Annotated in this window: 17 protein-coding genes; 14 read left to right on the forward strand and 3 right to left on the reverse strand. The window is 72.3% G+C overall.

Features of this window, described 5'->3' with window-relative positions:
• Window positions 1-73 precede the first annotated feature (73 nt).
• A complete protein-coding gene (locus AB0K18_RS18320; protein WP_364915297.1) occupies window positions 74-1,189 on the forward strand; it encodes a hypothetical protein in 1,116 nt (371 codons plus the stop codon).
• Window positions 1,190-1,195: 6 nt separating this feature from the next.
• Window positions 1,196-2,002 (forward strand): WXG100 family type VII secretion target, encoded by an 807-nt coding sequence (locus AB0K18_RS18325; protein ID WP_364915299.1) that lies wholly within the window; start codon window positions 1,196-1,198, stop codon window positions 2,000-2,002.
• A gap of 12 nt (window positions 2,003-2,014) precedes the next feature.
• Here the strand turns inward: AB0K18_RS18325 and eccB are convergent, their stop codons facing one another.
• The 3 genes from eccB to AB0K18_RS18340 all read right to left on the reverse strand — a co-directional run bounded on the left by eccB (window position 2,015) and on the right by AB0K18_RS18340 (window position 9,225).
• Window positions 2,015-3,430 (reverse strand): type VII secretion protein EccB, encoded by a 1,416-nt coding sequence (eccB, locus tag AB0K18_RS18330; protein ID WP_364915301.1) that lies wholly within the window; start codon window positions 3,428-3,430, stop codon window positions 2,015-2,017.
• Window positions 3,431-3,559: 129 nt separating this feature from the next.
• Entirely contained in the window at window positions 3,560-4,483 is a 924-nt protein-coding gene (locus AB0K18_RS18335) for a M23 family metallopeptidase (protein ID WP_364915303.1), read from the reverse strand.
• Between the two features lie 104 nt (window positions 4,484-4,587).
• Complete coding sequence (locus AB0K18_RS18340; RefSeq protein ID WP_364915305.1) at window positions 4,588-9,225, reverse strand: FtsK/SpoIIIE domain-containing protein; 4,638 nt, start codon at window positions 9,223-9,225, stop codon at window positions 4,588-4,590.
• Window positions 9,226-9,547: 322 nt separating this feature from the next.
• On the opposite strand from AB0K18_RS18340, the gene AB0K18_RS18345 reads away from it, so the two are divergent.
• The 12 genes from AB0K18_RS18345 to AB0K18_RS18400 all read left to right on the forward strand — a co-directional run bounded on the left by AB0K18_RS18345 (window position 9,548) and on the right by AB0K18_RS18400 (window position 19,912).
• Window positions 9,548-10,213 (forward strand): hypothetical protein, encoded by a 666-nt coding sequence (locus AB0K18_RS18345; RefSeq protein ID WP_364915307.1) that lies wholly within the window; start codon window positions 9,548-9,550, stop codon window positions 10,211-10,213.
• A 1-nt stretch (window position 10,214) separates the two neighbouring features.
• Entirely contained in the window at window positions 10,215-10,931 is a 717-nt protein-coding gene (locus AB0K18_RS18350; RefSeq protein ID WP_364915309.1) for a hypothetical protein, read from the forward strand.
• Window positions 10,928-12,223 (forward strand): ATPase, T2SS/T4P/T4SS family, encoded by a 1,296-nt coding sequence (locus AB0K18_RS18355; protein WP_364915311.1) that lies wholly within the window; start codon window positions 10,928-10,930, stop codon window positions 12,221-12,223. Before AB0K18_RS18350 ends, AB0K18_RS18355 begins: the two co-directional genes overlap by 4 nt.
• A gap of 2 nt (window positions 12,224-12,225) precedes the next feature.
• Window positions 12,226-13,128: a type II secretion system F family protein gene (locus AB0K18_RS18360; protein WP_364915388.1), complete on the forward strand. Its 903-nt coding sequence runs from the start codon at window positions 12,226-12,228 to the stop codon at window positions 13,126-13,128.
• The gene (locus tag AB0K18_RS18365; RefSeq protein WP_364915313.1) at window positions 13,121-14,041 is read left to right on the forward strand and encodes a type II secretion system protein; all 921 of its coding nucleotides are present in this window, start codon (window positions 13,121-13,123) and stop codon (window positions 14,039-14,041) included. The genes AB0K18_RS18360 and AB0K18_RS18365 overlap by 8 nt, the downstream gene beginning before the upstream one ends.
• Window positions 14,041-14,286 (forward strand): hypothetical protein, encoded by a 246-nt coding sequence (locus AB0K18_RS18370; RefSeq protein ID WP_355411205.1) that lies wholly within the window; start codon window positions 14,041-14,043, stop codon window positions 14,284-14,286. Before AB0K18_RS18365 ends, AB0K18_RS18370 begins: the two co-directional genes overlap by 1 nt.
• A gap of 29 nt (window positions 14,287-14,315) precedes the next feature.
• Window positions 14,316-14,714, forward strand: a complete 399-nt coding sequence (locus AB0K18_RS18375) for a TadE/TadG family type IV pilus assembly protein (protein ID WP_364365078.1) — start codon at window positions 14,316-14,318, stop codon at window positions 14,712-14,714.
• On the forward strand, window positions 14,711-15,112 hold the full coding sequence (locus tag AB0K18_RS18380) for a TadE family protein (protein WP_364915315.1): 402 nt from the start codon (window positions 14,711-14,713) through the stop codon (window positions 15,110-15,112). Before AB0K18_RS18375 ends, AB0K18_RS18380 begins: the two co-directional genes overlap by 4 nt.
• A complete protein-coding gene (locus AB0K18_RS18385) occupies window positions 15,109-15,525 on the forward strand; it encodes a pilus assembly protein TadG-related protein (protein ID WP_364915318.1) in 417 nt (138 codons plus the stop codon). The genes AB0K18_RS18380 and AB0K18_RS18385 overlap by 4 nt, the downstream gene beginning before the upstream one ends.
• 69 nt (window positions 15,526-15,594) lie before the next feature.
• Window positions 15,595-18,342 carry a BTAD domain-containing putative transcriptional regulator gene (locus tag AB0K18_RS18390; protein WP_364915320.1) on the forward strand — a complete coding sequence of 916 codons (2,748 nt, stop codon included), beginning with the start codon at window positions 15,595-15,597 and terminating at the stop codon, window positions 18,340-18,342.
• Window positions 18,339-18,977, forward strand: a complete 639-nt coding sequence (locus AB0K18_RS18395; RefSeq protein ID WP_364915322.1) for a hypothetical protein — start codon at window positions 18,339-18,341, stop codon at window positions 18,975-18,977. Before AB0K18_RS18390 ends, AB0K18_RS18395 begins: the two co-directional genes overlap by 4 nt.
• Window positions 18,974-19,912 (forward strand): hypothetical protein, encoded by a 939-nt coding sequence (locus tag AB0K18_RS18400; RefSeq protein ID WP_364915324.1) that lies wholly within the window; start codon window positions 18,974-18,976, stop codon window positions 19,910-19,912. Before AB0K18_RS18395 ends, AB0K18_RS18400 begins: the two co-directional genes overlap by 4 nt.
• The last annotated feature ends 53 nt before the right edge of the window (window positions 19,913-19,965 follow it).

Consider the following 19,965-nt stretch of genomic DNA (forward strand, 5'->3'; position numbering starts at 1 on the left):
TTTTCCATATCAATGGGGTGGATGGTGCCGGTTTGCCAGATAACGTATGTGCTTGATGTGACAAGGGGGGCGTATGGCGAATCCATCGGCCGCTAGTGACCCGTTCTCCTCGGCTCTGAGCAGCTTCGGGAGTGCCGTCGATCCTTTCAAGAAGGATCCCGAGCTCGACATGAAGCCGGAGAAGGTGCGCAGCCTCGGCAAGAACGTCGGGAGCTACGCCCCCGCCATGGGCGACCTGAGCGAGAAGACCCGCGCCATCGACATGAGCCCGTTGACGTTCGGCGTGATCGGGGGCGGCCTCAACGTCGTGCACCGCAACGTCCGCGACGGCGCCGCCGACGCGCTGGCGAGCGGCCGGCAGGTGCTGGAGTCCTGGGAGGCCGCGATCAACCAGATCGCGGAGAACGTCGACGCCGCGGAGCAGGCCAGCAAGGCCAAGAACAAGAACCCCGGTGGCCCGGGGGACATCAAGATGCCCCAGGGCCCCGGTGACATGAAGAACATCGGCCCGCTGGACCCGAACCTGAAGACACCCGGCGGCCCGGACGTGCCGGGCATGGATGACATCAACGGCCCCGGCACCCCTGGTGTGGACATCCCCGGCCCCGGAGGCCCGGACGCGCAGAATCCGGATATACCTAACCCGGACGTGCCGGACCCGAACCTGCCGGACCCCAACGCGCAGAACCCGGACATACCCAACCCGAACGTCCCGGACCCGAACCTGCCGGACCCCAACGCGCAGAACCCGAACATCCCTAATCCGAACGTGCCGGACCCGAACATCCCGGACCCCGACCTCAAGGGTCTCGACCAGCCCGCGACCTCGGACCTCGCCGGGATCGACCGCAACCTCGCCAACCAGATCCCGCAGACCCGGATCCCCGACCCCAACGCCTTCGACCCGCGCACCACGAACACCATGCCGCGGACGAGCCTGGTTCCCGAGAGCGGCATAGGCGGCGGCGGTGGCGTCGGCGGCGCCCTGGGCGGCGCGCCGCCCGGCAGCATCTCCAAGGCGCTCAACTCCGGCATGCCGCTCTACCCGCCGCCCATGGGCGGCGGCGCCGGTGCCATGAACCGGGACGAGAAGAACGGCGAGGGCGGCCCGTACCTCAGCGAGGAAGAGAGCGCCTGGGGCTTCGACGAGGAACACGGCCCGGCCGTCATCCGCAACGAGGAGGTGTAGCAGCGCATGGCCTATGAGTCGGATCGCAACGAGTACCTGGTCGCCCTGGGCATGGCTGGAGTGGCGTCGACAGTCATGCCGTACGCGCGGCCGCTGGTCGCCCTCATGGCCATGGTCACGATGGACCCGGCCGAGCAGGACCGGGCCGCGGACCAGTGGCTCGACGCGACCCCGGTCGGCGTGAAACCCGTCGCCGACTCGAAGGGGTCGCCGAGCGCTGCCGGCGGCGCCGGCGACCTCGCGGTCCTGCGCTCGGAGCTGAAGCGGATGGTCGCGGAGATCGGCAAGCAGGACTGGAAGGGCCAGGCCTACACGACGTTCCAGAAGAGGGCGGAAGAGCTCGATCGAAAGCTGGAGACGCTCGACAGGAACAGGGAGGGTTGCGGCCAGACGCTCAAGGCGTCGGCCCATATCTCCCACTGGGTGCTGCAGTTCTTCAAGTGGATCGCCCGCGCTCTTGCCGGGTTCGCGGCGCTCGTGGTCGCCTCCACATTCAATCCGGCCGCCCGCATCGCCGTCATGCAAAGCGTCTTGAAGGCCGTGGTGAAGATCCACGCGACGGCTTTGAGGATCTTCACGCAACACCGCAAGGTCATCTTGAGGGTCGCGATGGCGGTGGGCGCGGCGGGTGTGGTCTATAACCAGGCCAGCAAGGATCTGCTGGCCATGAACGCCGTCCCCACCAAGACGCCGGACCTGATCGACGGAGCCATCCAGTACGACGTGGAAGAGGTGGACTTCACCGAGTCCCCGCTCGCCAAGGCGGGCGCCACCAAGCCCGACCTGGGCATGCTCGGGAACGTGGGCGTCTGAGCCGGGCCCGCGTCACTTGCTTCCGGCCGTCAGCGGCGTCCAGGCGGCGGCCGGGTCCAGGGCGGGGCCCTGCGGGATCGCGTGCATGATGCTCGCCGGCACCGGCGCGACGTCGCCCGCGTCGTAGCCCAGCTTGGCCAGCACGTCGCCCGACGGCAGCGGGTGGCGCACGCCCTGGTCGGTGATCAGGGACAGCGCGTTGGTCACCGCGTTGATCTGGCCCTCGCCCGGCAGCAGCCCGGCCACGACGGCGCTGCCCGGCGGCAGCAGGATCTGGTCGTACTGGCCCTGCACGGCCGAGCTCGCCGGGGTGGGAATCGGGATCTTGCTGCCCGCCGTCACCTTCGTGGCCAGCGAGCCGGCCTGCGTGGCGCCGTACACGATGCACAGCGGCACCGAGCCGTTGACGCCCATCACCTTGGGCATGGTCTGCGGCAGCGAGGTGTCCATGACGTTCGTCTTCGAGGGTGAGGCGTTGGCGGAGGCGGCGTCGATCGGGATGGCCCGGACGGCGGCCCTGCCGTACGCCTTCTTGCTCTCGGGGTTCTCCAGCAGGAGCGTGGCCTGCACGGGGGAGATGGGGGCGAGACCGTCGGCGAGCAGCACGTAGTAGCGGGCCGGCGTGCCCTGCGCGGCCGGCACCGTGAACACCTGGCCGACCGTCGCGGCCACCTTGCCGCCGCTGCGGATCTTCTTGCCGCGCTGCTGCACCCGCGGGCCGTCGAAGTCGTGGCCGACGGGCAGTGCGTTGAGCCAGGCCGCCGGCACCTGCCGGGGCTGCGCGTTGAGCGCGCGCACGCCGTGCGCGGGCACGCGCATGCGGCGCTCGCCCCAGATGAGCCAGTTCTGGCGGCCGTCGGAGACCACCATCGCGTCCCCGCCGATCGGCCGCCCGCCGACGTCCTGCCCGCCCACCAGGCTCGTGTACGACTTGCTCCCGACGAGCTTGTCGGGCCCCTCCACCACGCACACCGACCAGGGCGCCTTGACCAGCTTCTCCTTGACCGGCAGCGAGTCGGGGGCCCCGGAGATGCCGATGAGCGGCCCGCGCGCGTAGTCGGCCAGGGAGGCCGCGCTCACGGTCTTGGTCGTGATCTCGGCGGAGTCGAGCACCAGCCGCGCCGAGACGTAGTTGGCGACCGGCAGCATCCGCCGCTGCTGCTCGCTGTAGATGTACTTGGCGCCGCTCTCCTCCTCGACCAGCAGCTGCCCGGGGTCGGTGAGATCGGTGGCGTTGCCCGGCTTGATCAATCCCCAGATCCCGAACACCGCCATGATCAGCACCGCGACCAGGATGCCGCCGAAGGTGGCGACGTTCTGCCGCCGGGTGGGCGGCTCGGCCACGTCGGGCTCGGCCTGCAACAGGGCCATGCCGAGCCGCTGCTGCTGCAGCCGGTGGGCCTGGTAGAGGTCCTTCTTGGTCTGCACGGCACCTCCCTGCGACGAAACCCGCGCATCAGCATAAAGGCCCTGCCGTCTCAGCAGCCCCTCAGGTATCGCTGAGACGGCAGGGCCCTGTAGCAAACACTGCCGTGAACATCCCTATGAACGTGGATGTCAGGAGCAGTGCTCGAACGGGCTGTCGTACTTGGCGGAGCCGATCGAGCCGCCCCACTTGACGCAGGTGCGCAGCGCCTTGGCGCGGACCGGGCCCGCGTAGTACTGGAAGCTGCCCTTGTCGATCGCCCGCTTCTTGCCCTTGACCTCCAGGTAGGCGGTCATGGACGCCTTGCCCGATGAGCTGTTGCGCAGCGCGACCACGCAGTTCTGGCCGTTGGAGGCGTTGTAGAGCAGCGCCACCCGGCCCTGGCTGCCCAGCGAGGCCGAGTCGATCTGCTTGAAGCCCGAGCCGCAGACCTGGGGCGCCGTGTACGGGTTACCGCCGCCGCCGGTCTTGTTGCCCGTGGTCGGCGCGCTGCCGCCGCCGCAGTTCTTCGAGGTCACGGTCGCGTTCGGGTAGCCGAACCTGCTGCCGTTGAAGGTGGCCGGAACGATCTTGCCGGCGGAGGTGCGCACCTCGAAGTGGAGGTGCGCGGCCATCTTGTACTTGGCCGACGACTTGCCCAGCGTGCCGATCTTCTGCCCCTGCTTGACGCTCGCGCCCTTGGCGACCGAGCGGCTGTTGAGGTGGGCGTACAGCGTGACCGTGCCGTCGGAGTGCTGGATCTTGATGACGTTGCCGAAGCCGTCGGCGGTCCGGTACTCCGACATCACGACCTTGCCGGCGGCCGCCGCGACCACGGTACGGCCGAGGTCGGCGTCCCCGTCCGTCGCGCTGCCGTTGAAGTCGATCTCGTAACCGGCGGTGTGGGCGGAGCTCTTGCTGCTGCCCACCCACTTCTCCCCACAGGGGAAGGGAAGCTGGTAGGTGACGCCGGCGGCGGCCGCGCTCGCCGTGGAGACGGCCGAGGCGGGGGTCGTCCAGAGGAGGGGGAGTGCCGCGGTGGCACACGCGCTCGCGATGAGGATCTTCTTACGCACGGCACCGAAGCCTGCCAGTTCGATGATCGACCCGGCTAGCGGTTTCGCAGGATGTTAACCCGAATGAGTCGATTTTTGTCGATATAGAGGGCGCACCGGCGGGGTCACTCGTCGGGCAGGGCCGCCTGGATCGGGGTGATCGTCCCGGCCGTCACCAGGAAGCCGCGGCCCTGCGGCCCGCCCGTCGCGCCGCGCGGCAGCCGGATCGTGAACAGGTCCCCGTCGGTCTGCCCCTGCACCGCGAGCAGCACCCCCGTACGCGCCTTGCGCGTCTCCGCCACGAACCCCCGGTACGCCACCGCGAGGTCCCCTGTCGTCCCCGCGATCAGCAGCCCGTGGTCGCCGTCCCGCCCGGAACGCAGCACCTCCTCCAGCGCCGTGCCGAGCGGCCCGTCCGGGTTGATCAGCTCGGCGTCGTCCACCAGCACCACGTAGTCGCGCAGGTCGGCCACCAGCTCCGCCAGGTCGGTGGCCTCGCCGTCCAGCACCGCCACGGCCCCCTCCAGGTCCCGCAGCGGGCTGCGCCTGGGCACGACGGCGACCACCGGCGTGCCCTGCGCGATCAGCGACCGGGCGGCCGTCACCAGCACCGACGAGCGCCCCGAGCGGGACGGCCCGGCGACCACCGCGCCGGGGCCCTGGGCCAGCAGGTCGAGGCCCAGCGGCGCGAGCGCGTCGCCGCCCGCGCCGATCAGCGCCCACAGCGGCGACGGCCGGCTGAAGCCGGGCTCCAGCTCCATCGCCTGCGTGGCGGTGATCCGCAGCGGCAGCGCGTCCACCCGCAGCGGCGGACCGCCCGCACCCCAACGCCGTCCTGCGGCCGGGCCCGCCTCGCGGGCCAGCCCCTGCAGCGCCGCCACCTGCGCGGGACCCGCCGGGTCGGCGGCGAGCAGCGCGATCTGGTGCTCGACGATGCCGTGCTCGCCCATCGACAGCGCCCGGCCCGGCGGCAGCACCGACGGCAGGCCCTTGAGCGGGAACCCCGCGAGGCCGTAGTCGGCGGCGTCGGACAGCCGCAGCAGCAGCCGGTCGTCGAAGACCGTGGACACCTGGCCGAGCAGCCCCGACCGGTCGCTGGTGACCACCGCGCGCAGCCCCACGGCGGGGCCCTCGCGCAGCAACTGCAGCAGCGACTCGATGAGCCTGCCGTAGTCGTAGCCCTCGAACGCGGCCACGAAGCCCTCCCAGCGGTCCAGCATGAACACCAGCCACGGCAGCCGGTGCCCCGCCTGCCGGTACTCCGCCAGCGAGGCGTGCCCGGCCTCGGCCAGCAGCTGCTGGCGCCGGCCCACCTCGGTCTTCAGCCGGTTCAGCAGCCGTTCCATGCGGTCGAGCTGGTCGCGGGTGATGACCGCGCCGCAGTGCGGCATCGCCACCAGCGGCAGCAGCGCGCCTGAGCCGCAGTCCACCGCGTGCACGTGCACGTCGTCGGGGGAGGTGCGGGCGGCGATCGAGCCCGCGATCGTGCGCAGCACCGTCGAACGCCCGCTGCGCGCCGCCCCCGCCACGAGCAGGTGACCGCCGTGCGCCACGTCGAGCGCCAGCGGGCTGCGGTCCTGCGACCACGGCCGGTCGGTGATCCCGAACGGCAGCGGCCGCACCTCCTCGTCCTGCGCCGGCGGGCCTGCGGGAAGGTCGAGGACGAGGCGGTCGGGGAGCGGCTCCAGCCACGGGCTCGGCTGCGCGGGCACGCCCGCCAGCTCGGCGGCCTCGATGAGCGCGTCGGCGACCAGCGTGAGGTCCGTGGTGGCGGCGTCCTCCTCGTCACCCTGAGGGGGCGGCGGCAGCGGCCTGCCGAGGGCGCGCCAGCCCACGTCGAGCACCCGTACGCGGGCCGCCTCACGCTCACCGCCCGCCACCGGGCCGCGCCCGCCCACCCTGGCGGTCTGGACGGCCACCGCCGCCCCCGCGCCCGAGCGCACGTAACACCGGCCCGGCGTGTTCTTGGAGATGTGCGCCGCGTCCGGCTGGTCGATGACGTCGGCCGACTCGGCCGGCTCCGTCACCCGCAGCGCGATCCGCAGCGAGGTGTTGGCCTGGATGTCGGCCGTCACCACGCCGGCCGGCCGCTGGGTGGCCAGGATCAGGTGGATGCCGAGCGAGCGGCCCCTGCGGGCGATGTCCACCAGGCCCGTCACGAAGTCGGGCAGCTCGGCCACCAGCGCGGCGAACTCGTCGATGATCAGCACCAGCCGGGGCAGCCCCGGCCCCTCGTAGTCGTCGATGTCCTTGGCCCCCGCCGACAGCAGCAGGCGCTCCCTGCGCCTGATCTCGGCGGCCAGCGAGTCGAGGGCCCGCTGGGTCAGGTGGCCGTCCAGGTCGCTGACCATGCCGACCGTGTGCGGGAGGCGTACGCACTCCTTGAAGGCCGCCCCGCCCTTGTAGTCGATGAGCACGAACGTGAGCTGGTCGGGCCTGTTGGCCACGGCCAGCGAGCAGATCAGCGTCTGCAGCAGCTCCGACTTGCCCGCGCCTGTGGTGCCGGCGATCAGCCCGTGCGGGCCGTCGAGCTTGAGGTCCACCGAGAAGGGGCCGTCGGGGCCCACCCCGATCAGCGCCTTCGTGCTGCCCCGCTTCCCCCACCTGGCGGCCAGCTCCACGGCCGAGGGCGCCGGCATGGCCATCAGGTCGAGCAGGCGGGCCGCGTCGGGCAGGTTGCCGCCGGGGTCGTCCCTGCTCACGTCGCGGATGGGGGCGAGGGCCCTGGCCAGCCGGTCGCACCAGGCGGGCGAGACCCGGTCGGACAGGACGGGACCGATCACGTCGAGGCCGCCGCCGCGCAGATGGACGAGCCCGTCGTCGCCGCACGCGGCCACCGTCTGGCACTCCTCGGGCAGCAGCCGCTGGTCCTCGTCGATGGCCAGCGTGAACACCCCGGCGCGCGGCCCCTGCCGCAGCACCTGCGGCATGTTCGGCAGGCCGCGCAGCACCTGGGCGCCGTCGAGGATCACCAGCACGTCGTACGGGCGCACGTCGTAGGAGGAGAACGTGGGCTTCTCGGGCCCGCCGAGGTCGTCCCAGCCGGTCGGGACCTTGCCCAGCTCGGGGATCGCGGTGTTCTGGCGCTCGTCGATGAGCGCGGCCAGCTCCGAGACCCGGCGCGCGGCCGACTCGGGGTCGGTGCCCACCAGCGCCACGCACTCCTGACCTGCCTGCGGCGTGCAGTGCGGCAGCCAGCGCAGCCAGCCCCAGCGCCGCTCGGCGTCCGCGTGCGCCGACACCACCACGATGGCCAGGTCGCGCGGGCTGTGCAGGGTCGCCGCCTGCGCGATCAGCCAGCCGGCCAGGCCGGTCGCCGCCGTACGCGGGCCCGTCACGCCCGCCACGCCCAGCCGGCGCATCGGCAGCGCCACCGGCACGGAGCGGCAGACGGGCGGGTCGATGGGCCCGCCCTGCTCCTCCGACAGCTCCAGGTCGGCCGGCAGGTCGGCGAGGCCCACGCGCAGCCGCAGCGCGTCGGAGTCGTGGATCCTGCGCTCCCACAGCCGCCGGCGCGGCCCCGTCGCGGTCAGCAGGACCTGGGCCGGGTCGGGCGCGTCGGCCCGGCGAGCCGCCTCGTCGGCGGCTCGGGCCCGCTCGACGGCCTCGTCGTACGCCCGCACCTCCTCCTGGTGCTCCTTGACCGCCTTCTTGTACTGCTTCTTGCCGTGCCGCCGGTCGCTCCACCACTGGCCGATCATGATGATCGGCGTCATGAAGGCGACGAGCAGGTAGTACCACTGCTTGAGCGCGATCGCCAGCGTCAGCCCGAGCACGGCGGGCAGGCACGCGGCGAGCAGCTGCAGCCGCATGCCCTCGTTCCTGGTGGGCGCCTTCGGCTTGACGAACGTGCGCTGCGGCTCCGGCCTGCGCAGCCGGGGCGGCCGGTTGTAGGCCACGCCGCCCTCGGTGCGCGGCGCCAGGTGCGCGTCCTTCGGCTCGATCGAGGTGAGCACGAACACCGAGGAGCCGCAGGTCAGCACGGCCTGGTCGGGCCACTCGACGGGGTCGGTGACCGGCCTGCCGTCCAGCTCGGGCACCTCGCCGTAGCCGGCCGACAGCTCCGCCGCCCGCCGCTCCGCGGTCCGCGCGGTGAGCTCGGCGACCTCCTCGGCCCAGCGTCCCTTGAGCTTCAGCTTCGGCGCCTCGCCGGGCGGCCGCCAGGCCGGCTCGACGGTGATCGACTCGGGCCGCACGCGTACGGTGACCGCCTCGGGCGCGAGCGCCGGGTCGCGTACCGCGATCGCGCACATCGGGTCGGCCCCGATGACGTGCACGCCGAGCCCCAGCCGGTGCACGGCTCCCGCGGCGGGGCCGCCGACCACGCGGACCTCGGCGACGCCGCCCGGCTCCTCGACGAGGGTGGCGCGGGCGAGCGCGGCGTCCAGCGTGACCTTGTCGCCGTCGCGCAGCACGGCGGTGACCTTGGCCGCGGGATCGAGCGGGCGGCCGTCGCGCCACAGCACGGGCGGCCCCATGTCGGAGCGCTCGGGGCGGCGCGGCCTGGGCACGTGCGCGCCCGTGGCGGCCGGTGCGTAGGGCGCCCGTGCCTGGGGCAGGCGGAGGACGTCGGCCAGCGGGCGCTCGTCGCAGAGCGCCGCGCTCAGCCTGGCCACCGTGAGCCCGTCGTCGGCGTCGATCACGACGTCACGGTCACCCTGTCCGCCGTCGCGCTCGCCGCCGGCCTCGCTGGCCTGCCCATGACGGGGCCCGCTTCCCTGCCCATCACCGGGCCCGCCGATCACGGTGAGCATGATCCGCATGGTGCCGTCTCCTGGGTCGACTTCGGGCGCCCAAAGTAGCGTCCGGAACGTGGCCGGGTGCGCCTGTTGACGGGAATGGCATGGCGAGCGCGAATACGGGGCCGGAATCGCTGTGAAAGCTGTGACGGGAGTTATCCCAGAGGCGACGTGCCGGAAATTTCGAGATTCGTCAACTCGGTAGAAACAATAAGCATCGATGAATTCGGCTTGACACCATGTCACCTGCGAAAGAAGCATGGGTCACCGAATTCCGCCACCTCCGCCGGAGCGATCCCCACATAATGGCGTGAATTCCGCAATTCACTCCGGGAGCCCCCCACCCATGAGGACCAGTGAAAAGCCTGCCGCCAACGCGGCGGGGTTGTCCGGGCCGGCCTCGCGCAAGCTCCCCGTACCTCCCAGGGAACGCAAGCCCGCGCTCGCCGCGCTGGCCGTCCTGCTCATCCTGGGCGGGGCGCTGGCCACGACCATGCTCGTGCTCAACAGCGGCGACAGGGTGTCCGCCATTCGCGTCACACAACAGGTCGGCGCGGGCCAGAAGTTCACCAAGGAGGCGATCGAAGAAGTGAAGATCGCCGACACCGGCATCGACTTCGTCGCGTGGTCGCAGCGCCAGCAGGTGCTCGACAGCTTCGCCTCCGTCACCATCCTGCCGGGCACGCTGCTCACCAATGAGATGGGCGTACGGACGAGCAGCGAGCTGGGCGAAGGAAAAGCGACCGTCGGATTGTCCCTCAAGGCAGGACAAATGCCAGCGGGAGTGGACAAGGGTGATCGCGTACAGGTGATTCTCGTGCCCAGCCGGCAGAGCCAGGGAGAAAGCCGCGTGCTCGCCGCGAGCGCGCTCGTCTTCTCCGTGGGCGAACGGTCGAGAAGCGCGGCCTCCGGCCAGATCACCGTGGTCGTCGACGCCCCGGCCGCACCCGAGATCGTGGCCGCCGCCTCCGCCGGCGAGATCGCGGTGGCCGAACTTCCGGGAGCGCGCTGACGTGGGGCTCATCGTACTGGCGGCCGACAAGGGCGCGCCGGGGGTGACCACCGCCGCCACGGCGCTGGCGGCGGTCTGGCCGCGTCCGGTGCTGCTGGCCGAATGTGACCCCGCCGGCGGCGACCTCGCCTACCGGCTGCCCGCCGCCGACGGCGGCGTGCTCAACCCGGCCAAGGGGCTGCTCACCCTCGGCGCCACCGCCCGGCGCGGCCTGGAGGCGGCGCAGATCCAGCAGCACACCCAGAAGATCGTCGGCGGGCTCGACGTGCTCGTCGGGCTCGGCCACGGCGAGCAGGCGGCCGGCCTCACCTGGCTCTGGGGCCCGCTCGGCAGGGCGCTGGCCGCCATACCGGGCGCCGACGTCATCGCCGACTGCGGCAGGCTGAGCGCGCACCCGCAGCTCGGCGACCTCATCGCCGAGGCCGAGCAGGTCGTGCTGCTTACCAGGGCCACCCTCGACCACGTCGCCCACCTGCGCGAGCGGCTGCAGATCACCAAGGCGCACGGCGTCGTCGTGATCGCCGACCCGCGCAACTACCGCGGCTCGATCGAGGACGTCCGCAGGATCGTCGGCAACACCGTGCAGTACGTGCACGGCCTGGCCCACGACCCCAAGGGCGCCGAGCTGCTGCGCGGCCAGTGGGGCGGCAGGCTCGACCGCTCCCTGCTCATCCGTACGGCCCGCGACCTGGCGCAGAGGCTGGTGAGCCACCGATGATCGACCACTCCCTCGTCAAGCGCTTCCGCCAGGAGGTCGGCGACCGCCTGGCCCACCAGCGCCGGCTCGACCAGGCCAACGGCCTGCCCCCGATGACCGGCGAGGACGAGCGCCAGTTCGCCAGGGCGCTGATCTCCCAGGTGCTGGAGGAGCACGCCCGCAACGAGATCGGCTCCGGCCGTACCCCGCCCACCGTGGAGGAGGAAGAGGCGCTCGCGGCCGGCATCCACGCGGCGCTGTTCGGGGTGGGCCGGCTCCAGCCGCTGCTCGACGACCCTCAGGTCGAGAACATCGACATCAACGGCTGCGACAAGGTCTTCGTCGGCTACGCCGACGGCCAGGAGCTGATGCACGACCCGGTCGCCGAGTCCGACGAGGAGCTCATCGAGCTCATCCAGATCCTGGCGGCCTACTCCGGGCTGTCGAGCCGGCCGTTCGACACCGCCAACCCCCAGCTCGACCTGCGGCTGCCGGACGGCTCCCGGCTCAGCGCGGTCATGGACGTCACGGTCAGGCCGGCCATCTCGATCCGCCGCGCCCGGCTCGGCAAGGTCTTCATGACCGACCTCGTAGGCAACGGCACGATAAGTCCGGACGTGGGGCGGTTCCTCGCGGCAGCCGTCGCCGCCCGCAAGAACATCATGATCGCCGGCTCCACCAACGCGGGCAAGACCACCCTGCTGCGCGCCCTGGCCAACGAGATCCCGGCCACCGAGCGCCTCATCACCGTCGAACGCGCCCTTGAGCTCGGCCTCGACCAGTTCCCCGAGCTCCACCCCAACGTCGTCGCCTTCGAGCAGCGCCTGCCCAACTCCGAGGGCCAGGGCGAGATCTCCATGGCCGAGCTGGTCCGCCGCTCCCTGCGGATGAACCCCAGCCGCGTCATCGTCGGCGAGGTGCTCGGCGACGAGATCGTCACCATGCTCAACGCGATGACCCAGGGCAACGACGGCTCCCTGTCGACCATCCACGCCAACTCCAGCATGGAGGTCTTCAACCGCATCGCCACGTACGCGCTGCAAGCCTCAGAGCGCCTGCCCATCGACGCCACCCACATGCTCATCGCCGGCGCCATCGACTTCGTCGTCTTCATCGAGAAGCGCAACGACTACCACCTCGGCGGCAAGCTGCGCCGCTACGTCTCCAGCATCCGAGAGGTCAACGGCTGCGACGGCCGCGTGCTGTCCAGCGAGGTCTTCGCGCCGGGCCCCGACGGCGCCGCCCTCCCGCACGCGCCGCTCTCCTGCCTGGAGGAGCTGGCCGCGCACGGCTACCACCCGGGGGGCTGGTGAGCATGCCGTTCACGTTCGACCCGCTCGCGCTGCTGTCGGGCGCCGTGGCAGGCGGCGGCCTGTTCCTCTTCGTCGTCGCCCTGTACGGCCTGCGCCCCCGCCCGGGCCGCCCCAAGCGCCACCTGGTCAAGATGCTGACCACCCGCGCCGCCGTGGCCGCCGTCGCCGCCGTGCTCGTCCTCGTCGTCACCCGCTGGCCGGTCGCCGCCGTCGGCACGGTGCTGCTCGTCTTCGCCTGGCGCGGCCTGACCGGCGGCGCCGCCGAGGAGCGCGCCGCCATGCGCCGCCTCGAAGGGCTGGCCGCCTGGACCGAGTCGCTGCGCGACACCATCGCCGGCGCGGCCGGGCTCGAACAGGCCATCCCGTCCTCCATCAGGGCCGCCGCGCCCACGCTCAGGCCGCACCTGCGGGCCCTGATCGACCGGCTGCACACCAGGATGGCCCTGCCCGAGGCGCTCGCCCGCTTCGCCGACGACCTCGACGACCCCTCGGCCGACCTCGTCGTGGCCGCGCTCATCCTCAACTCCAAGCTGCGCGGCCCCGGCCTGCGCGACGTGCTCGGCGCGCTCGCGGTCTCCGCCCGCGAGGAGCTCGACATGCGCCGCCGCGTCGAGGCCGAGCGCCGCGCCACCCGGCGCAGCGTGCAGATCGTGGTGATCACCGCGCTCGTCTTCGCCGGACTGCTCGTCGTCTTCAACCCGTCGTACGTGGCCGAGTACGAGGGCTTCCTCGGCCAGGCCGTGCTCGTGGTCGTGGCCGGGCTGTTCGGCGCCGGGTTCGCGTGGATGCGCCGGCTGGCCAGGTTCGACAAGCCCACCCGCCTGCTGATGGGCGGTGCGGCGGTCGTCTCCGCGCCTGCCGCGGAACGGCCGGTCGTCCCCAACGGAGGTGGTGGCCGTGGTTGAAGGCGCGATCGCCGGAGCGGTGCTCGGGCTCGGCATGTTCGTCCTGTTCCGTGCGCTCTTCCCGGCCCGTCCAGGACTGGTGGCGCGGCTGCTCGCGCTCGACGCCGTGCGCGAGGACGCCGGCGCCCCCCGCATCCAGCTCATCCTGCCGGACGAGGAGGTCAGCGCGTTCCGGCGCGGACTAGGCGTCCGGCTGGCCGCCATCTACGGCGCCCGGGGCTGGGAGGTCAGGTCGGTCAAGGCGGACCTGGCCCTGCTCGGCCGCTCGTTCGAGGCGTTCCTCGCCACCAAGGCGCTGCTGGCGGCCAGCGGCCTGCTCGCGTTCCCGCTGCTGCTGGCCTGGCTCGTGCTCATGGAGTGGGGCACCTCCCTGGCCATCCCGTTCTGGGCCGCGCTGCTGGTGGCCGCGATCTTCTTCTTCCTGCCCGACCTTCAGGTCAGGAAGGACGCGGCGGCCAAGCGGCGCGACTTCCGCCACGTCGTCGGCGCCTTCCTCGACCTCGTCTCCATGAACCTGGCCGGCGGCCGCGGCGTCCCCGAGGCGCTGATGATGGCCGTCTCGGTCAGCGGCGACCAGCCCAACTGGGCCATGGGCCGCATCCGCGACGCCCTCAGCGGCGCCCGCATCGTCGGCATCACGCCGTGGCAGGCGCTCGGCCAGCTCGGCGAGGAGATCAACGTCGACGAGCTGCGCGACCTGTCCGCCGCGCTCGGCCTGGTCGCCGACGACGGCGCCAAGGTGCGCGCCTCGCTCACCGCCAGGGCCGCCACGCTGCGCCGCCGCGAGCTGGCCGAGATCGAGGGCAGGGCGGGCGAACGCTCGCAGTCGATGCTCGTCGCCCAGCTCCTGCTCTGCGCCGGTTTCGTGATCTTTCTCAGTTTTCCCGCCGCTATGAAGATGTTGGGGGTCTGATGCACCATCCCTGGATCGTTTATCTCACCGCATACCTCGGCGTGCGCGTCCACCGCGCCCGTACCGCGCCCACCCGGGGCGCGTCGGCCGTCGAATGGGTGATCATCACGGCGATCATCGCCGGTGTCGCGCTCGGCCTGGCCACGCTGATCAAGACGCTGGTCGAGAACCAGCAGAACCAGATCGAGCAGAGCTTCGGCGGCGGTGGTGGCAGTGGTGACGGCGGAGGTGACGAGGCCCCGTGAGAGCCCGGCCACGGCGCGATGAGCGCGGCGTGACGGTGATCGAGCTGGCCATGCTCATGCCGGTCATCCTCGCCACCGCGCTGCTCATCGTGCAGGTCGCCCTCTGGTTCCACGCCCGCCAGGTGGCGGAGGCGGCAGCCAGGGAAGGCGCCCGCGTGGCCAGGTCCGCGCCGTTCGACTCGGGCGCCTGGGAGGGCGCCGCCACCGGCAAGGCCACCGAGATCGTCCGTACGATCGGGCCCAGTCTGCTGCGCGAGGCCACCGCCACGACGTCCGAGAAGGAGCCGGACGAGCGGTTCGTCACCGTGACCGGCAGCGCCGTCCAGGTGATCCCGCTGCTGCCCGAGCTGGCCTTCACGATCACCGCCACCTCCGGCGGGCCCGTGGAGTGCTTCCGTCCGGACAACGGCGGCGAGGACTGCCAATGACCACCCACCCGGACGGTGAGCGCGGGTCCATGGCGGTGGAGACCGTCATGCTGGCCCCGGTCTTCCTGCTGTTCCTCATGTTCCTGGCCGGCGCGGGGGTGCTGGTCGAGGCGCAGGGCCGGGTCAACGGGGCGGCGCGCGACGCCGCCAGGGCCGCGTCCGTGCAGCGCACGCGGGACGACGCCGAGTCCGCCGCCGAGGCCATCCTCACCAGCGTGCTCGACGACCGCTGCCGGTCGTCGGCCGTCTCGCTCGACGGCTCCGAGTACGAGCAGGGCGGGCACGTCCAGGCCGAGGTGACCTGCGAGCTCGACCTCGCCTTCCTCGGCTTCGGCGGCACCAAGCAGCTCAAGGGGACGGCCGTGGTGCCGTTGGAGCAGTTCAGGAGGATCGAGTGAGACGGGGCGAGCGCGGCTCGATGTCGGTGTTCACCGTGCTGTTCTCCGTGGTCGTGTTCCTGCTGGCCGGGCTGCTGGTGGACGGCGGCTCGGCGATCAACGCCCGGCTGCGCGCCGCCGACGTGGCCGAGCAGGCCGCCAGGGCCGCCGCCGACCAGCTCGACGTCGACCACCTCCGCGAGACCGGCGAGACCCGGCTGCTCGGCGAGGACGAGGTGTGCGCCAGGGCCGACGAGATCGTCGCGGCCCAGGGCGGCGACGACGTCAACCCGGGGGAGTGCACGGTCGGGCAGGGCGGGGCCCAGGTGACGGTCACCGTGTCGGTGCGGTGGGAGGCGTTCTTCCTCGGCGCGATCGGCTTCTCCGGCGCCGAGATGACCGGCGAGGCCACCGCCGCACCCGAAGCGAGATAGACCGAATCCCGCCGGTCGATGGCAGCGGGACTTTTCGCGGCACGACCCTGGACCAGGAAAGGAGAGGCGATGCCGACGCGACAGCCCGCGCGTCCTCACGGACGCCATGTCCCCGCGCGTGTCCCCGCGCGTGCCTCGGGCAGGCGCAGCGCCGGTGACGTGCTGGCCGGTCTCGCCGCGCTGGTCGTGCTGGTCGGGCTCGTGGGCGGCGTGCCGTACGCGCTGCTCACCTTCGTCGGGCCGCCCATCAGGCCCGAGCTGCTCGACCTGGAGGTGCTGACCGGCAACGTCGGCCCGAGCACGATCATCGCGGTGCTCGTGCTGCTGGTGTGGCTGGCCTGGTTCCAGCTGTTCGTGTGCGTGCTCGTCGAGGTCTACGCCGGGGTCCGCAGGGTCGGCATGCCCGCCAGGGTCCCGCTGTCCGGCGGCACCCAGTTCCTCGCCAACAAGCTCGTCTCGGCCGCGTTGCTGCTGTTCACGGCAGGGGCGATGGTCGCGCCGCTGGTCAAGCTGGCGCCCACGCCCGCCGCGCCGCCGGTGACGGCGGTCGCGTACTCCGCGCCGCTCGTCGAGCAGACGCTGGAGACCCCCAAGACCAAGAAGGTGTACGTGGTGCAGCCCCCGCACGGCCGCCACCACGAGAGCCTGTGGGAGATCGCCGAGAAGTGCCTGGGCGACGGCCGCCGCTACCACGAGATCTACCGGCTCAACCAGGCCAAGGAACAACCCGACGGCACCCGGCTGAAGATGGCCGACCTGATCAGGCCCGGCTGGGTGCTCGACATGCCGGACGACGCGCGTAACGCCCACATCGTCCCCGCCGACCAGCCGCGCGAGAAGACGCTGCGCGAGCATCCAGGCCGCGCGCAGGTGGAGCGGGAGCTGCCGAAGAAGGCCCCCGGCAAGCACAGCAAGCCGGAGGCCGCCCAGGAGCAGCGCCGCGATCAGCGCCCCGAGCAGCGCCAGGAACGGCAGGAGCAGCGGCAGGGGCGCCAGGAGCAGCAGCCGGTCATCCAGGAGAGCCGGGACGGCGACCTCGTCGACTACCTCGCCGCCGCCTCCCTGGCCGCCGCGGGCCTGCTGTTCGTGCTGGCCGGCAAGCGCCGCGAGCAGCTCTGGCGGCGGGTGTTCGGCCGCAGGATCGCCCGGCCGCACGACGACGCCGCGCAGGCCGAGGTCGCGCTCAGGCTCGGCAGCGACGCGCCGGGCGCCCGCGTGCTCGACGTCGGCCTGCGCATGCTGGGCGCCGAGCTGGCCGCGCGCCGCCGCACCCCGCCCACCGTGTACGGAGCCCACCTGTCGCCCCGCACCCTCGACCTGTGGATCCACCCGCCGGACCCCGACCCGCCCGCGCCCTGGATCGCCGTGGACGGCGGCCAGGTCTGGCGCCTGCCCGCGCACGAGGGCCGCCTGCTGCCCGACCCGCCCGACAGGGGACACGCGGGCGCCCCGTACCCGGGGCTCGTGTCCATCGGCACCGACGACGGCGGGCGTGTGCTCATCGACCTGGAGGCCGCGCAGGGCCTGATCAACGTGCGCGGCGCGCAGACCACCGCCGCGCTCGCCGCGCTCGCCGTCGAGCTGGCCACCAACCGCTGGTCCGACCGCATGCGCATCACGCTCGTCGGCTTCGGCGCCGAGCTGACCGCGATCGCGCCCGGCCGCATCAGGGCGGTCGGCGGCCTGGCCGAGGTGCTGCCCGAGCTCGAAGCCGGTGCCGCGCCGCGTACGGAGGTGCTGACCGGCCGCATCACCGGCAGCCCCCGCCGCGCCCACTACCTGCTGTCCGCCGTCGCCCCCACCCACGAGGAGGCGCGCAGGCTGGCGCTGCTGGCCCGCCGCGACACCGCCGGCTACGTGGTGGCGGGCGAGGTGCCGCACGCCACCTGGACGCTGGAGATCGGCGACGACGGCCGGGCCAGGATCGCCGAGCTCGGCTTCGAGGTGGACGCCCAGCTCCTGCCCCGCCGCCACTACCGCGCCCTGGTCGACCTGTTCCGCACCGCCGACCGGCTCGACGGCGAGCCCATGCGCGAACCCGAGCCGCTCGACGGCCTCCAGCAGCCCGCCGTCGAGGTCAGGATCCTCGGCCCCGTCGAGCTCACCGGCCTGCCCCCGCTGGAGGAAGGCCGCATGGGGCTGGCCGCCGAGCTGCTGGTCTACCTCGCCACACACATCGGCGGCGTCCACCCGGTCGTGCTCGGAGGCGTGCTGTGGCCGCGCGGCGTCCAGGACATCGTCAGGGACGCCACCATCGCCAGGGTCGCCGAGTGGCTCGGCCCGCAGCACCTGCACACCGACGCGGCGGGGCGGCTCAGCCTGGGGCCCGGCGTGCGTACCGACTGGGCGGTCTTCCGCGAGCTGGTACGCCGCGCGAAGGGCGACCCCACGGCCGGGGCCGTCCTGCTGGAGAAGGCCCTCGGCCTGGTCAGAGGCCCGCTGCTGGCCGGACGCCGGCCCGGGGGCTACGCCTGGCTGGCCGCCGACGACCTGGAGTACGACGTGACGGCCGCCGTCGCCGACGCCGCCCACCAGCTCTGCGAGATCCGGCTCGCCCAAGGGCAGCCGGACGCCGCGGTGGCCGCCGTACGCGCCGCGCTGCTGCTCGCGCCCGACGACGAGGGCCTCTGGCGGGACCTGCTCAGGGCCACCCACGCGACCGAGGACACCGTACGCCTGCGGGCCGTCGTCGAGGGGCTGACCAGGCGGGCCGCCTCGCACCCGTACGGGGGCGGCATGGCCCCCGAAACCGAGGCGCTGATCGAAGAACTGCTGCCCACGTGGCGCATACATGTGGTGAGGGAGTCATCGGCATGAGACGTACGGCGATGGTGATCGCCTTAATACTTGCGGCCGGGTGCGGTACGGCGGATCCCCCGTACCGCCCCCAGGAGGCCGCGCAGCCCGCTCCGGCGAGGAGCACCGCGAGCGCCGAGCCGGAGACCGATCCGCCGGAGTCCGCACCCGCGTCGTCACCGACGGCCGTCCCGACCGGTACGCAGACGGTCGAGGTCGGGGAGGCCATGTGGGTGCGCATCGAGTGGCCGGCGCGCCCCGACCCGCTGGTCAAGACCATGGTCGACTACTACCTCGGCGTCCGCAGAGCCATCGCGGAAGGCGCGTCGGGCTATGGGCACAACCTGGAGTACGAGGCCGAGGTGTCCATCTCCGACTGGATCCGCGCTTTCACCGACCAGGGCGAGACGATCCGCGGCACGGCACGCCTCTACAACCTGCGCGTCGCCGCCGTGTACGGCAAGGGCGCCCAGATCAACGCCTGCATCGACGAGAGAGACGTCAAGGTGGTCTCGGCCGACACCGGGAAACCCATCCCGAACCAGCCCCGCTGGATGCGCAGCCCGTACCCCCAGAGCGTGCTCGCGCACCGGGGTGACGACGGGGTGTGGCGCATCAGGAGCCGCGCGAGAGTCGAGGAACGGTGCACCCGATGAGAACCCTGATCTCCGTACTGCTGGCGAGCAGCCTCATGGCCGGCTACCAGGCGCCCCCCGGCGAGGGGGAGCCGCCCGATGTGAACGTCCGGGGCGGTGGCGAGGGGCGCACCCGCCACCTCGACATCTCCACGGACACCATCAAGATCAGCGGCTCCAGGGGCGGCGAGAGCGACGGCTACCGCATCAAGCGGCCCTGCTGGTACGAGCCGGCCGGGAACGCCGAGGAGATGTTCAGGAAGATCTCCGACCCCCGGGGCAACAGGACGCAGGCGGACACGGATCGCTTCCGCGAGTTCATCCAGCCGTTCAAGGACAAGCTGGGCCAGGAGGGGCTGTGGTGGGTGCCCGCCTACAACAAGGCAGACCCCAACGGCGCGGCCTGCTGGGCCGGCCTTGAGCTGTTCGTCTTCGCCCCGCCGAACACCACCCCGCCGTCGGGCATCACCCTTGAGCAGCTGGCCGAGGTCGCGCGGGCCGCGCTGACCGTCCCCAAGCCCACGATCAAGCTCAACCCCGACGCCAAGAGCTACGTCAACCTGCCCACCTGGGTGTGGCTCGACGGCGTCGGCGAGCCGACCCGCACGGTCACCGCGTCCATCCCCGGCGTCATGAGCGTCACCCTGGTCGCCACCCTCAAGGAAATCAAGATCGACCCCGGCACCTCACAGGACCGCGCCGAGGTGACGGAATCGGGCTGCGGAGCCGCCGGCAAGCCGTTCACCAAGAGCGGCACGTTCTCCTGCGGCGTCCGCTATCTGCACTCGTCGATCGACCAGCCGGGCGAGAAGTACACGCTGACGGTCTCCACGGTGTGGCCGGTCGAGGTGGCCGACAACGCGGTGCCGGTCCAGTTCGCCCCAGTGGAGGTCAGCGCCACCCGAGACGTCCCGGTGGGCGAGATCCAAAGCAACGTCACCCCACCAGCGAACTGACCCTCTATATGCGCGACCCGGCCGCTACCCGAAGGGGCTCAGCGGCCGGGCCC

Source organism: Nonomuraea sp. NPDC049421 (assembly GCF_040677005.1).
Lineage (GTDB): Bacteria > Actinomycetota > Actinomycetes > Streptosporangiales > Streptosporangiaceae > Nonomuraea > Nonomuraea salmonea.